This is a genomic window from Streptomyces sp. M92, from assembly GCF_028473745.1.
Taxonomy (GTDB): domain Bacteria; phylum Actinomycetota; class Actinomycetes; order Streptomycetales; family Streptomycetaceae; genus Streptomyces.
This window is the reverse complement of record NZ_CP101137.1, coordinates 3,135,578-3,149,078: the sequence shown is the minus strand read 5'-3', so window position 1 is coordinate 3,149,078 and position 13,501 is coordinate 3,135,578. Positions and strand designations below refer to the sequence as shown.

At 71.4% G+C, this 13,501-nt stretch carries 14 protein-coding genes; 6 read left to right on the top strand and 8 right to left on the bottom strand.

What is annotated here, in order from left to right:
* Positions 1-3: 3 nt before the first annotated feature.
* The 3 genes from M6G08_RS14480 to M6G08_RS14470 form a co-directional block, all read right to left on the bottom strand.
* Positions 4-1,002, bottom strand: coding sequence for an AAA family ATPase (locus M6G08_RS14480; protein WP_272587575.1), 999 nt, complete (start codon positions 1,000-1,002; stop codon positions 4-6).
* Positions 1,003-1,180: 178 nt separating this feature from the next.
* Positions 1,181-3,139, bottom strand: coding sequence for a VMAP-C domain-containing protein (locus M6G08_RS14475; RefSeq protein ID WP_272587574.1), 1,959 nt, complete (start codon positions 3,137-3,139; stop codon positions 1,181-1,183).
* Between the two features lie 5 nt (positions 3,140-3,144).
* Positions 3,145-3,504: a CU044_2847 family protein gene (locus M6G08_RS14470; RefSeq protein ID WP_272587573.1), complete on the bottom strand. Its 360-nt coding sequence runs from the start codon at positions 3,502-3,504 to the stop codon at positions 3,145-3,147.
* Positions 3,505-3,693: 189 nt separating this feature from the next.
* On the opposite strand from M6G08_RS14470, the gene M6G08_RS14465 reads away from it, so the two are divergent.
* Complete coding sequence (locus tag M6G08_RS14465; protein ID WP_003961784.1) at positions 3,694-3,876, top strand: DUF6104 family protein; 183 nt, start codon at positions 3,694-3,696, stop codon at positions 3,874-3,876.
* A 42-nt stretch (positions 3,877-3,918) separates the two neighbouring features.
* Here the strand turns inward: M6G08_RS14465 and M6G08_RS14460 are convergent, their stop codons facing one another.
* A complete protein-coding gene (locus M6G08_RS14460) occupies positions 3,919-4,734 on the bottom strand; it encodes a hypothetical protein (RefSeq protein WP_272587572.1) in 816 nt (271 codons plus the stop codon).
* 136 nt (positions 4,735-4,870) lie between these two features.
* On the opposite strand from M6G08_RS14460, the gene M6G08_RS14455 reads away from it, so the two are divergent.
* Together M6G08_RS14455 and M6G08_RS14450 are read left to right on the top strand one after the other, a co-directional pair.
* Complete coding sequence (locus M6G08_RS14455) at positions 4,871-5,827, top strand: DUF4097 family beta strand repeat-containing protein (RefSeq protein ID WP_272587571.1); 957 nt, start codon at positions 4,871-4,873, stop codon at positions 5,825-5,827.
* A gap of 1 nt (position 5,828) precedes the next feature.
* A complete protein-coding gene (locus tag M6G08_RS14450; protein ID WP_272587570.1) occupies positions 5,829-6,896 on the top strand; it encodes a PadR family transcriptional regulator in 1,068 nt (355 codons plus the stop codon).
* Positions 6,897-6,922: 26 nt separating this feature from the next.
* Here M6G08_RS14450 and M6G08_RS14445 read toward each other — a convergent pair whose 3' ends face one another.
* From M6G08_RS14445 to M6G08_RS14430, 4 genes are all read right to left on the bottom strand, one after another.
* Positions 6,923-7,495 carry a Clp protease N-terminal domain-containing protein gene (locus M6G08_RS14445; protein WP_272587569.1) on the bottom strand — a complete coding sequence of 191 codons (573 nt, stop codon included), beginning with the start codon at positions 7,493-7,495 and terminating at the stop codon, positions 6,923-6,925.
* Positions 7,495-7,704: an RNA polymerase sigma factor sigma-70 region 4 domain-containing protein gene (locus M6G08_RS14440; protein ID WP_043383227.1), complete on the bottom strand. Its 210-nt coding sequence runs from the start codon at positions 7,702-7,704 to the stop codon at positions 7,495-7,497. Before M6G08_RS14440 ends, M6G08_RS14445 begins: the two co-directional genes overlap by 1 nt.
* Positions 7,705-7,784: 80 nt before the next feature.
* Complete coding sequence (locus M6G08_RS14435) at positions 7,785-8,750, bottom strand: zinc-binding dehydrogenase (RefSeq protein ID WP_272587568.1); 966 nt, start codon at positions 8,748-8,750, stop codon at positions 7,785-7,787.
* Positions 8,751-8,926: 176 nt separating this feature from the next.
* Positions 8,927-10,153 (bottom strand): NAD(P)-dependent malic enzyme, encoded by a 1,227-nt coding sequence (locus M6G08_RS14430; RefSeq protein ID WP_272587567.1) that lies wholly within the window; start codon positions 10,151-10,153, stop codon positions 8,927-8,929.
* 641 nt (positions 10,154-10,794) lie between these two features.
* On the opposite strand from M6G08_RS14430, the gene M6G08_RS14425 reads away from it, so the two are divergent.
* From M6G08_RS14425 to M6G08_RS14415, 3 genes are read left to right on the top strand one after another with little or no spacing between them, the layout of a single operon-like run.
* Positions 10,795-11,754 carry an ABC transporter substrate-binding protein gene (locus tag M6G08_RS14425; protein WP_272587566.1) on the top strand — a complete coding sequence of 320 codons (960 nt, stop codon included), beginning with the start codon at positions 10,795-10,797 and terminating at the stop codon, positions 11,752-11,754.
* Between the two features lie 29 nt (positions 11,755-11,783).
* Positions 11,784-12,734 (top strand): amino acid ABC transporter permease, encoded by a 951-nt coding sequence (locus M6G08_RS14420; protein ID WP_272587565.1) that lies wholly within the window; start codon positions 11,784-11,786, stop codon positions 12,732-12,734.
* Positions 12,731-13,492, top strand: a complete 762-nt coding sequence (locus M6G08_RS14415) for an amino acid ABC transporter ATP-binding protein (protein WP_272587564.1) — start codon at positions 12,731-12,733, stop codon at positions 13,490-13,492. Before M6G08_RS14420 ends, M6G08_RS14415 begins: the two co-directional genes overlap by 4 nt.
* The last annotated feature ends 9 nt before the right edge of the window (positions 13,493-13,501 follow it).

The following is a 13,501-nucleotide window of genomic DNA, read 5'->3' as shown; positions in this document are numbered from 1 at the left end:
CGGTTACCGCGGCCCGCGGTCCAGGGGCTGCATCAGGAGGTCCGAGATCTCCTCGCGCCGGTGTGCGGCGTCGCGGGCGGCGTACTGGGCGAGGAAGATCGCGTTGAGCAGCTGGTCGGTGGGCCGTAGCGCACCGTCCGTCTCGGCGCGGGCGAACCGGTCCACGATGTCGTGGTTGTCGTCGTAGGCCCCCTGGCCGAAATGTGCCTGCACCAGAGCGGCGAGGCGTTCGTCGCGCGGGGCCCTGAGGTCCAGCGGGATGCAGCGGCGCAGCAGCGGGGCGGGGAACTCGCGCTCACGGTTACTGGTCATCACGACGAAGGGGAAGGCCCGGCACTGCACCCGGCCCTCCGCGACCGCGACCCGCCTGCCGTCGTCGGTGAGGACCTCGACGACCGGGGTGCGGTCGGCGATCCGCTCGAGCTCGGGGATGGCGAAGGCACCCTCCTCCAGCACGTTGAGCAGGTCGTTGGGCAGGTCGATGTCGCTCTTGTCCAGCTCGTCGATGAGCAGCACGCGGGGCCGGTCGGCGGCGAGCAGCGCGGTGCCGAGCGGGCCGAGTTTGATGTACCTGCCGATGTCAGGGGCCCCCTGGCCGTCGGGCAGCTGGGCGTCCTGGAGACGGCCGATGGCGTCGTACGTGTAGAGCCCGTCGCGCAGTTCGCTGCGGGACACGACCGGCCATTCCAGGACTCGGCCGAGGCCGAGTTCGTAGGCGATGGAGTGGGCCAGCGTCGACTTGCCCACGCCCGGTTCGCCGGTGACGAGCAGGGGGCGGCGCAGATAGAGGGAGGCATTGACCAGTTCGAGGGTGCCGGGGTCCTGGATGGGCAGCGGGACGGTGCGTGCGCCGAGCCTGCGCCGGGTGGAGGAGCCGAGATCCGGTACGTCGTAGTCCACGGCCGGGGTGTCGAAGGCCCGCCACGGGGGCGGGGCGGGCAGCTGCCCGATCCGTTCGGGGTCCGGCTGCCCGGTGCCCCGGTAGATGAACCACTCGCTCATGCGGTGCTCCTCGTCGACGGTCGGCGGTTGTCCACGGCCTGGCCGACGAGGGCGTTGTGCACCCACAACGGGCCCCTGGAAATGTACCCGTGTGCCTCCCCTGAACCGTCGTGTTCCGGCCAATGACGGCCGCCCACGCGGCGCCCGCCGGGCGCGTACCGGGGTGCACGGGCGGCGCTCACAGGGGCGCGTCCAGCGTTCCGCCCTCTTCGGAGGGCAGGGGGCGGCGCGGGTCGTCGTACAGAAGGGCCATCGGCTCGGCCCAGGCGCGGTCGTTCCGCAGCTCGCTGATCTCCTGGCGGACGTGGCGTATCCGGTCCGGCAGTTCGGCGAGGGAGCCGAGCGTGGTGAGGAGTTCCTCCGCCCTGGCGTAGAGGGTGTCACACGACTCGGGGCAGACCGGGGAGGAGTGGCCGTCGACGTGCCACAGGGCGATGCCGTGCCCGCTCTCCAGGGCGAGCCTCATGGCGGTGCGTCCGGGGTCGCGGCCGACCGGGCGGCACATGACCGGTATGCGGTCGAAGGCGGCGTGGCGGTAACCGTGGGCACCGGGGAAGCCGCCCTGCCCCGGGGTGCGCCAGCCGTTGAAGCGCCGCTGGGAGGACATGGCCTCCCAGCGTTCGGTCCAGAGTTTGTCCGGATCTCCCCGGCGCTCGAGGGCGCGCAGCACTACGCGGCGGCGCGCCCCCAGGTGCCCGGCGTCGTTGAGTTCGGCTATGTCGTCGAACCGCCAGCGGTGCACGGCGGTGTCGAAGTGCTCGACCGGGAGGGCGACTTCGAGAGGCACCGGCCGAGCCTCCTGGTCTTTGGCCCGCAGCAGCCGGCCCAGCGGCCCTCGCAGCGCCTGGACGAGGCCGGCGGGGTCGTGTCCGTGGACCGAGCCGTCCACCTCGTGGAGTTCGGGTTCACCTTGGCCGTCGTCGTACCAGATCTGCCAGAAGAACCGGGTGGGCCTCGTGCCGATCACCGGGTCGAGCAGGACGGCGACGGTCGCCCCCTCGCCCGGCCCGGGGTAGGGGATCACGACGCGTTCCGGCGCGGTCTCGGGGGGCGGGCGCAGCCCTTCGGGGAGACCCACGTCGTGGACCAGGTCGTGCAGGGGCCGTCGCGGTTCACGGCGCAGTCGCCGCTCGATCCACCGGCCGAGGGCGGTCGCGTCGCCGCCGCGGGAGGCCGTGTACAGCTCGATGCACCTCAGGTAGCGCAGGAAAGTCAGGGCCTCCAGCGGGCGGGCGCCCTCGTAGAGCAGGCCCGTGCCGTCCCGCCAGGTGAGCAGTTCGGGGGTGGCTCCCGGCCAGGTGTTGCGGCTGCGCGCCTTCTTGGCGAGCAGTTCGACGGTGGGCGCGTCCGGCGGCGGCGGCAGTTCGGCGAGCAGGCGCAGCGCGTCCCGGCGGTCGGCGGGGGTCCACTGCTCGCCGGTGCCGGCCGGGGGCCCGCCCTGGAGATCTATCCAGTTGTCCCCGGCCGGGGACTGCGGCTCGTCCCCGTGCCAGCGGTCGTGCTCGGCCAGCAGCGTGCGGTACGCCGGTCCGAAGCGCCGCAAGGCGGAGATGGCGACGGCCTTGCCGCCGTCCTGCTGCTTGCGGCGCGACTTGACCAACCCGATCACGGCTCCCGTCTCGGGGTCGACGAGGGGGCCGCCGGAGACTCCGCCGGGGAAGTCGATGTCGGGCTTGATGATCAGTCCGTGCCGGTCCTCGTGCCCGTTGATCTCGGCGTCGACGATCCGGAAGTGCGTCTCGGGCGGTCCCGGGTGGTACCCGCACACCTTGAGTGCGCCGGAGTGGAGCACGGCCCGGTCGGCGAGCCACACGCACTCGTGCCGGTACTCCTCGGGCTCCCCCGCCAGCCGCACCAGGGCCAGGTCCTCCTCCAGGGGAACGGTCTGGCGGCGCGGGTCGGTCAGCAGCCACTGTTCCAGACGGGCCTCGGCGTCGACCCCCTCGCCGCGCACCCTGAAGACGGCGCCGGGGTCCGCCGCGAGGTGCGGGCGCAGCACGTGGGCGGCGGTGAGGACTCGTCCCGGCGCGACGAAGAAGCCGCTGCCCCACATCGGCGCACCGTCGCCCCGGGCGGGCAGCAGGTGAACGGTGGCGGCGCGGGCGAGTTCGTAGAGGCGGTCCTTCCCCTCACCCATGCCTGTCACTCGTGCGGGGCCGGCACCCGCGCGCCCGCCGGGCCGCCGGGCCGGTCGAACTGCCAGGTGAGCGTCACCTCGAGCGACGCCTTGGTCTCGCCCCGGGCGAGCACCGCCAAGGCCAGTCCCTCCTTGGCCGTCAGCTCCACGCCGAAGGTGATGGCGGCCTCGCTGGGCCCGGCCGCGCGGGCCGCGCTCAGCACCGAGGACCCGACCCCAGTTATCAGCTCCTGGAGCCGCTCGACCTTGGCGACGGCGGTCTCGGTGAAACCGACGTCCTCCTGGTCGTCGTACCCGTCCGCCTCGCTGATCCGGGCGGTGATCACCGTCCCGTCCGGCAGCTGCACGTCCTGGATGTGGCTCATTCCGCTCCCCCGTCGAGCCCGCCCCGCCCCAACCGGGCACAGGCACCGGTCACTTGATCCCCATGAGGCTAATACCCACCGCGGCGGCCCGCGACCCCCACCCGCGATCGGGGAGGAGTGACCGAGCCGTACGGACTACCCTGGACGAGTAACGCCGTGGGCCCGTCCCACCCGCATCAGGAGCATGAGTTGTACTTCACTGACCGTGGCATCGAGGAGCTGGAGAAGCGGCGCGGCGAGGAGGAGGTCACCTTCGAGTGGCTCGCCGAGCAGCTGCGGACCTTCGTCGACCTGAACCCGGACTTCGAGGTGCCGGTGGAGCGGCTGGCCACATGGCTGGCGCGGCTGGACGACGAGGACGAGGACGAGTAGGCACGAACAGCCCGTACGGGGCGACGGCGCCCCGGGGTGCCGTCAGGAGCGCTTGGAGAGGCCGTACGCCGTCCCGAGCGCCCCGTGCGCGAGCAGCAGTGCCCCTGCGGTGGTCCAGCCGCCGCTGCGGCGCCGCAGGCCCCAGAAGGTGAGCGGCAGACCGGCCGCCATCTGTGCCAGGGCGAGGGCGCGGGCCCCGGGGCCGCCCACCCAGGGCATCCAGGCGGCGAGGCGGCTCTCGTCGGCGGTCGGGCGGCGTCCGGGGGCCTCGGTCCACCGGGAGCCGGGCAGGGCGCCGGCGACCGGTCCGAGGCGGTCCGCGCCTTCGCCGGGGCCGAGTCCGGCGGGGAGGGTGATCCCCGCGCGGGTGAGCACCGCCAGCAGTCCCCGCAGCCTGGCGAGCGCGTCGGCCTCGCGGTCCGGGCGGGTCAGCCCGTCCAGCGCCTGGAGGTCCAGCACGGGGTCCAACCCGAGCCGGGCGGCGAACGTGCGCATGGCCTCGTCCTCGCCGGCCGGGGTGCCGTCCGCGAGCCACACGTAGCCGACGGGGCGGCGGAAGCCCGACGCCAGGGTGTAGCCGGCCCGGTCGGCGTCCCACCACAGGGCCAGTACGGGCCAGTCGGCGCCGACGGCGAGCGCCGCGGCCCAGCCGGTGACCACGCGGTCGACCGGCTCGTCGCCGTGCCGCCAGGGCCCGCCCTCCGGGACGAGCACGCTCCACCGCTCGCCGGCCGGGACCAGGGGCATGCGTTCGCCCAGCAGCGGGGCGACGGCGGCAACGGAGTCCGGATCGGCGCGGCACAGGAGCAGGGCGCCGGAGCCGACGGCGGAGCCGGGCGCGAACTCTTCTGTCGACATGCTCACAAACTAGATCAAATCCCCACCGACGGCCGGTCACGCATCACTGGAACGAGTGTCTTGACTTTCCGTTTCCGCGATATATCGTGAATAGCGAGGACGCGATATGCCGCGTTCGGTCGAGGAGGTCTGCACCATGTCCGAGTGGTCCGTCGCGGAGCCCAGGAAGCTCACCTTCGACGAGTCCGTCAGCGAGCTCCAGGTACGCATCGTCCATGGAACAGTGAACGTCGTGGGCACGGACGAGGGTTCCGCCCGCCTGGAGGTCTCGGAGATCGAGGGACCGCCCCTGATCGTGACCCAGCAGGACGGCGTGCTCACCGTGGCCTACGAGGACCTGCCCTGGAAGGGCTTCCTCAAATGGCTCGACCGCAAGGGCTGGCGCCGCAACGCGGTGGTCTCCCTCGCCGTTCCGACCAGCACCCGCGTGGAGGTCGGAGTCGTCGGTGCGGCGGCCGTCGTCTCGGGACTGGAGGGCCACGCCGAGGTGAAGGGCGTCTTCGGGGACACCACGCTGGTGAGCCTCACGGGCCCGGTCCGCGCGGACACCGTCTCGGGGAACGTGGAGGCGCAGGCGCTCTCCGGCGACCTGCGCTTCAACTCGGTCTCCGGGGACCTCACGGTGGTGGAGGCGGGTTCCTCCGTGCGGGCCGACTCGGTGAGCGGTTCGATGGTCGTCGACCTGGACACGACGGGCGGGCCGACCGACATCAGCCTGAACAGCGTCTCGGGCGAGATCGCCATCCGGCTGCCGCAGCCGGCCGACGCGAAGGTGGAGGCCAACACGGCGAGCGGCTCCGTCTCCAACGCCTTCGAGGACTTGCGGGTGACCGGCCAGTGGGGCGCCAAGCGGATCACCGGCCGGCTCGGCGCGGGCAACGGCCGGCTGAAGGCCACCACGGTCTCCGGCTCGATCGCCCTGCTGCGCCGCCCGGCGACGGAGGAGGCACCGTGGGAGGAGGATGCGCCGGGCCCGGCTTCCGGCCCGGTGGGCGACGCGCAGGACGACTCGGGGGACAATTCCGCTTCCGGCCGGGACCACGGCGCCACCGGCGCCCCGGCCGACAGCACGACCGACAAGAAGGTGCTCTGACATGCCCCCCGTCTTCGCGCACGGCCGCCTCCGCCTCTACCTCCTCAAGCTCCTGGACGAGGCACCGCGCCACGGCTACGAGGTGATCCGCCTCCTCGAGGAGCGCTTCCAGGGCCTGTACGCGCCGTCGGCGGGCACGGTGTACCCGCGCCTGGCCAAGCTGGAGGCCGAGGGCCTGGTCACCCACACCACCGAGGGCGGACGCAAGGTGTACGCCATCACGGACGCCGGCCGTGCCGAGCTGTCCGACCGCAGCGGTGAACTGGCCGACCTGGAGCTGGAGATCCGGGAGTCGGTCGCCGAGCTCGCCGCCGAGATCCGCGCCGACGTCCGCGGTGCCGCGGGCGACCTGCGCCGGGAGATGCGCGCCGCGGCAGGCGCGGCACGCCGGGGCACCGGCTCCGGAGCCCAGGACGAGGGGGACTCCTTCACCGCCGGCACCGCGGGCGCCGACGACAAGGAGGCCTGGCGCGCGGCCAAGGAGGAGATGCGGCGCGTCAAGCAGGAGTGGAAGGACCAGGCCCGCCGCGCCAAGGACGAGAGCCGCCGCGCCCGCGAGGAGGCCCAGCGGGCCCGGCGCCAGGCCAAGGAGGCCCAGGAGCGGGCCCGGACACAGGCACAGGAGGAAGTGCAGCGCATCGCCCAGCGGGTCCAGGAACAGGTGCAGGACCACTTCGTACGGGGCGACTGGCCGACGGGACTGCGCGAGGGGCTCAGCGAACTGGCCAAGGAGGTCGGAGACTTCGGCAAGGACTTCGGGAAGGAGTTCGGCCGGGACTGGGGCTTCGGCCGCTCCGACGACGCCGCGTCCGGGGACCGGGCCGAGTACTCCGCCACGCCCGAGGACTTCCCGGCCGGTTACGCGCCCGCCTGGGCCCACGAGGACGCCGCGGAGCCCACCGGCGATCCCGCCCGTGACCTGGATCGGCTGCTCGACCGCTTCCGGGACGACATCCGGGACGCGGCCCGGGACCACGGGGTCACGGCCGACCAGCTCCGCGAGTCACGCCGGCACCTGTCGGCAGCCGCGGCTCACATCGGAGCGATACTGCGGGCCCCCAAGCCCTGAGCCCGGGGACCGCGGAGCCGCTTCCGTCAGGCGCAGGCCTCCCCCGAGTCGCCGCCCAGCACCCTGGTCAGCGACTCGTACGTCACTCCGTGGTCGGCGAGCACCTCGGCCGGCACACCGGGACGGACGGTCAGGGCGAGGAGGATGTGCTCGTCCCCGATCCACCGGTCGCGCCGGTCGACGGCGACCCGGAGGGCCTGCTCCAGCGCTTCCTTGGCGCCCTTGCCGAAGCTCCGGTGTCCGGACCACCAGCGCCGGTCCTTCCGGTCGCCGGACATCGCGCCGACGCCGTGGGTCTCCTCCACCCGGGCGACGATCTCGGAGACGTCGATCCCGAGCCCGGCGAGCGCGTCGGCCTCGGCCTGCGACAGTCCGGCACGGCGCCGCGCCTCCGCCAGCGCCTGCCGCACCGCGTCACCGCGCCCTCCGGCTCCGAGCACCCCCAGTGCCCGCAGCGCGAAGGAGCCGCGGCTGCCCTCCCGGTCGAGCAGCGCCAGCAGCAAGTGCTCGGGGCCGACGGTCTGCGCCCGCGCCTCCTCGGCGTACCGGACCGCTTCCTGCACCACGTCCCGGGCGTCCTTCGTGAACCGATTGAACATCAATGCCTCCCGTACTTCTTGTGCACGGCCTGCCTGCTGACCCCGAGTTCGGTGGCGATCTCCTGCCACGACCACCCCTGGTTGCGTGCACCGCGCACCTGCACCGCCTCGAGCTGCTCCAGCAGCCTGCGCAGTGCGGCGACGGCCCGCAGCCCGACCCGAGGATCGCGATCACCCGCGCGTGCGGCGAGATCGGTTGCTTCGCTCATGCAGTCAACATAGGTTGACACCTGACCCCTGTCAATGCCGGTTGACAGGGGTCAGGTGCGGGAGGCACCTGGAGAAGGCGTCAGGAGCCGCTGAGCACGATCTTGCCGAACTGCTCCCCGGAGGCCATCCGCTCGAAGCCCTCGCGGGCCCGGTCCAGCGGGAGCACTTCGTCGATGACGGGACGGACACCGGTGGCGGCGCAGAAGGAGAGCAGGTCCTCCAGCTCGTCCTTGGTGCCCATCGTGGAACCGACGACCTTGAGCTCCAGGAAGAAGATGCGGGTCAGCTCGGCGTGGGAGGGCCGGTCGCCGCTGGTGGCGCCGGAGATGACGAGGGTGCCGCCCGGCTTGAGCGACTTCACCGAGTGGGACCAGGTGGCCGCGCCCACGGTCTCGATGACGGCGTCGACCCGCTGCGGCAGCCGCGCACCCGTCTCCACGGCCTCCACGGCGCCCAGTTCCAGGGCGCGCTTGCGCTTGGCCTCGTCCCGGCTGGTGGCGAAGACCCTCAGCCCCGCCGCCTTGCCGAGCACGATCGCGGCCGTGGCGACCCCGCCGCCGGCGCCCTGCACCAGCACGGAGTCCCCGGGGCGCACCCCGGCGTTGGTGAACAGCATCCGGTACGCCGTCAGCCAGGCGGTCGGCAGACAGGCGGCCTCCGCGAAGGAGAGCTCCTTCGGCTTGGGCAGGACGTTCCAGGTCGGCACGGCGACCTGCTCGGCGAACGTGCCCTGGTAGCGCTCGGTGAGGATCGAGCGGGGCTCCTTCGGGCCGACTCCATGACCGGTCTGGCCGATCACGGAGTGCAGGACGACCTCGTTGCCGTCCTCGTCGACCCCGGCGGCGTCGCAGCCGAGGATCATCGGCAGCCGGTCCTCGGGGAGGCCGACGCCGCGCAGGGACCACAGGTCGTGATGGTTGAGGGAGGCGGCCCTGACATCGACGACACTCCAGCCGGGGCGGGCCTCGGGAGCCGGGCGCTCTCCCAACTCCAGGCCGGTCAGCGGCTGGTCGCGGTCGATTCGGGCGGCGTAGACAGCGAACATGACCTTGACGATAGGTAACACACCCGCCGACCGGAACCACGACACCGTGTGACACACGCCCTCTTGCCCCTGTGCCGCTCCGGCCCCCGTCCCGCACCGACGCGACCCCGGCCGAAAAGCGAACGGCCCCGTCCGCCGGGGACGAGGCCGCTCACCACGAGCAAGGCGTCACACGGTCACCGCCGCGCAACCCCCTCCGCCCGCGCCGCCGCCGCCACCGCCGCCGTGACCGCCGGCGCCACCCGCTCGTCGAACGGGGACGGGATGACGTAGTCCGCGGCGAGATCGTCGCCCACCACGGAGGCCAGCGCCTCGGCCGCCGCCAGCTTCATGCCCTCGGTGATCCGCGACGCCCGCACCTGCAGCGCGCCCGCGAAGATGCCCGGGAAGGCCAGCACGTTGTTGATCTGGTTCGGGAAGTCGGACCGCCCCGTCGCCACGACCGCCGCGTACTTGTGCGCGACCTCCGGGTGCACCTCGGGGTTCGGGTTGGCCATCGCGAAGACGAAGGCGCCCTTCGCCATGGAGGCGACCGCCGGCTCCGGCACCGTACCGCCGGAGACGCCGATGAAGACGTCGGCACCCGCGAGGGCCGACTCCAGCGAACCGGACAGCCCGGCCTTGTTGGTGAAGGAGGCCAGTTCCTGCTTGACCGGCGTCAGGTCGTCCCGGTCGGCACAGACGACGCCCTTGCGGTCCGCGACCGCCACGTCCCCGATGCCGGCCTCGACCAGCATCTTGGCGATGGCGACACCGGCCGCGCCCGCGCCCGAGATCACCGCCCGCAGCTCACCCAGCGTCCGCCCGCTCAGCCGCGCCGCGTTCCGCAGCGCCGCCAGCGTCACGACCGCCGTGCCGTGCTGGTCGTCGTGGAAGATCGGGATGTCGAGCCGCTCCTGGAGCTTGCGCTCGATCTCGAAGCACCGCGGCGCCGAGATGTCCTCCAGGTTCACGCCGCCGAAGGAGGGTGCGAGCCGCACCACCGTCTCGACGATGTCGTCCGCGTCCGTGCAGTCCAGTGCGATCGGAACCGCGTCCACGCCGCCGAACTGCTTGAAGAGGATCGCCTTCCCCTCCATCACCGGAAGGGAGGCCTCGGGGCCGATGTCCCCGAGCCCCAGAACCGCAGTACCGTCCGTCACGACCGCCACGACCGACGACTTCCACGTGTAGTCGTGCACCAGGTCGGGCTGCTCGGCGATCGCGCTGCACACTTTCGCGACGCCGGGCGTGTACGCCAGGGACAGGTCGTCCTTGTCGCGGACCGGCACGGTGGCCTGCACGGCCATCTTGCCGCCGCGGTGCAGCGCGAACGCCGGGTCGAAGGAGTCGAGGGGCTCCCCCGTCTCCTGCTCCGTACCGGCGTCGCTGTCGCTGCGAGGATTGACGATCTCCGCTGCCACTTGTCTTACCCCTTAAGAGTTCATGGTTTGAGGGTTTGTCCACTCCTGGTGAGGAATGGGCGGGCACCGCGCAGGTGGATGGCCGTTGGGGCCACAGGGAGGCCTGCGCGACGGGCGCGCCGCACACGCGCCCTGAGCCCCTGATGAGGGGTGTAAAGAACCTTCTTACCCGACGGACACCCCCTGCGACGAGTCGGATAAGCGCAAGCTCACATGCCGGACCTCGGTCGCCGCATGTCGGTGACATGCCTCATAGACGAGTATCAGGACAACTTCGCCGGAGCCCTTGACAGACGTCGGCGACAAACTCTCGACGGACGCGCACGCCGCCGGTCTCTCTCCGCATTTCCAGGAATGCCGAAGATCTTTCGGCCGGAAGGGGAGATTCCCGTAAAGGTTCGGTCGTGTTGTACCGGCCTGGTGCGGTTCGGGGGGTCACCCGTTATCCGATTTTGACATGACGTCCCCCCTGAATGGCCGAGTCCGAATGGCAAGATGCCGTAATCACACGAGGTCGCGACACTCGAAGGCGTGTGCTCTCGTCGACCCACGGCGCCGGCCGGCCCCCCGGCCGGCGCCCTGCCACACCGGAACTCCACCGTCCCCATCGGCATCTCCTTTCATCCGCCGGAGGAACCACCATGACCGCACGCTCCACCCGTCGTACGACCGCCGCGCACTCCCGGACAGCAGCGGTCGGTGCGATCGCGGTCGCAGGCGCCCTGCTGCTCACCGGATGCGGCGACCAGACCGAGAACAGCGGCTCCGGCAGCGGCGACCAGTCCGCCGTGGCGGCCCCGCTGGCCGACAAGCTGCCGCAGGACATTCGCGACGCAGGCGTCATCAAGGTCGGTTCCGACATCGCCTACGCCCCGGTCGAGTTCAAGGACAAGTCCGGCAAGACGGTCGGCATCGACCCCGACCTCGCGGACGCCATGGGCAAGCAGCTCGGCGTCAGGTTCGAGTTCGCGAACGGCACCTTCGACACCCTGATCACCGGTCTGCGTTCCGGGCGCTACGACATCGCGATGTCGGCGATGACCGACACCAAGGAGCGCCAGGAGGGCATCGACTCCGAGACCGGCAAGAAGGTCGGCCAGGGCGTCGACTTCGTGGACTACTTCACCGCCGGTGTGTCGATCTACACCAAGAAGGGCGACGACCAGGGCATCAAGACCTGGTCCGACCTGTGCGGCAAGAAGCTGGTCCTCCAGCGCGGCACGGTCTCCGAGGACCTCGCCAAGGCCGAGAACGAGAAGTGCCCGGCCGGCAAGAAGATCACCATCGAGCCCTACGACAACGACCAGCAGGCCCAGACCCGCCTGCGCGCGGGCGGCGCCGACGCCGGTTCCTCCGACTTCCCGGTCGCGGCGTACGCGGTGAAGACCTCCGGCGGCGGCAAGGACTTCCAGATCGTCGGCGAGCAGGTCGAGGCCGCCCCGTACGGCATCGCGGTCGCCAAGGACGACACCCAGCTGCGGGACGCCCTGAAGGCGGCGCTGGACGCGATCATCGCCAACGGCGAGTACCAGAAGGTTCTCGACAAGTGGGGCGTGGCGGAAGGCGCCGTCACCGAGGCCACCGTCAACGGCGGCAAGTGACACCCGGCGGGCGCTGAAAGGCAACATCCGTGACTGTTGACATCGACAAGACGGCGGGCGGCCCGGCCGACACCCCGCCGGCCGGGCCGGAGGCCATCAAGGCCATCCCGGTCCGCCACTACGGGCGGTACGTCTCCGCGACCGTCGCGCTCGCGCTGCTGGCCGCGGTCGTGTACGCGTTCTCCCAGGGCAAGATCAACTGGGGCGCGATCCCGGACTACTTCTTCGACGACCGGATCGTCTCCGGCGTGGGCAAGACGCTGCTGATCACCGTCCTGGCCATGGCGATCGGCATCTTCGGCGGCATCCTGCTCGCCGTCATGCGGCTGTCGAAGAACCCGGTGACCTCGTCCATCGCGTGGTTCTACATCTGGTTCTTCCGCGGCACGCCCGTCCTCGTGCAGCTGGTGGTCTGGTTCAACCTGGGCCTGGTCTTCGAGTACATCAACCTCGGTCCGGTCTACCGGGACGAGTGGTCGGACTTCATGACGCCGTTCCTGACGGTGCTGCTCGGCCTCGGCCTCAACGAGGCCGCGTACATGGCGGAGATCTGCCGGGCCGGTCTGCTCGCGGTCGACGAGGGCCAGACCGAGGCGGCGCACGCGCTGGGCATGAGCCACACCAAGACGCTGCGCCGGATCGTGATCCCGCAGGCGATGCGCGTGATCGTGCCGCCCACGGGCAACGAGGTCGTCAACATGCTGAAGACGACGTCACTGGTCTCGGTCGTCCAGTACCCCGAGCTGTTCCGCGCGGCCCAGGACATCGGCCAGACCTCCGGCGCACCGGCCGAGATGCTGTTCCTGGCGGCGGCCTGGTACCTGCTGCTGACGTCGGTCTTCAGCGTGGGCCAGTACTACCTGGAGCGGTACTACGCGCGGGGTTCGAGCAGGTCCCTGCCGGCCACCCCGTTCCAGAAGGTCAAGGCGAACGTGCTGTCCCTGTCGAACCGCTCCAGCACGACGGGAGGCACCGCATGACCGCCATGGTGAAGGCCGAGGGCGTCCACAAGTCCTTCGGCGCCGTCGAGGTCCTCAAGGGCATCGACCTGGAGGTGAAGCAGGGCGAGGTGTTCTGCCTCATCGGCCCCTCCGGCTCCGGCAAGTCCACCTTCCTCAGGTGTATCAACCACCTCGAGAAGATCAACGCCGGGCGTCTGTACGTCGACGGCGAGCTGGTCGGCTACCGCCAGAAGGGCGACAAGCTCTACGAGCTGAAGGACAGCGAGGTCGCCCTGAAGCGCCGGGACATCGGCATGGTCTTCCAGCGCTTCAACCTGTTCCCGCACATGACGGCCGTCGAGAACGTCATGGAGGCTCCGGTCCAGGTCAGGGGCGTGAGCAAGGCCCAGGCCAGGGAGCGTGCCACCGCCCTCCTGGAGCGGGTGGGCCTCGGCGACAAGGCCGGCAACTACCCCTCACAGCTCTCCGGCGGCCAGCAGCAGCGCGTCGCCATCGCGCGGGCCCTGGCGATGGACCCGAAGCTGATGCTGTTCGACGAGCCGACCTCCGCCCTCGACCCGGAGCTGGTCGGTGACGTCCTGGACGTCATGCGCGACCTCGCCGAGTCCGGCATGACGATGGTCGTCGTCACCCACGAGATGGGCTTCGCCCGGGAGGTCGGCGACAGTCTGGTCTTCATGGACGGCGGCGTGGTCGTGGAGTCGGGCAACCCGCGCGACGTCCTGACGGACCCGCAGCAGGAGCGGACCAAGGCATTCCTGTCCAAGGTGCTCTGAGCGCCCGCC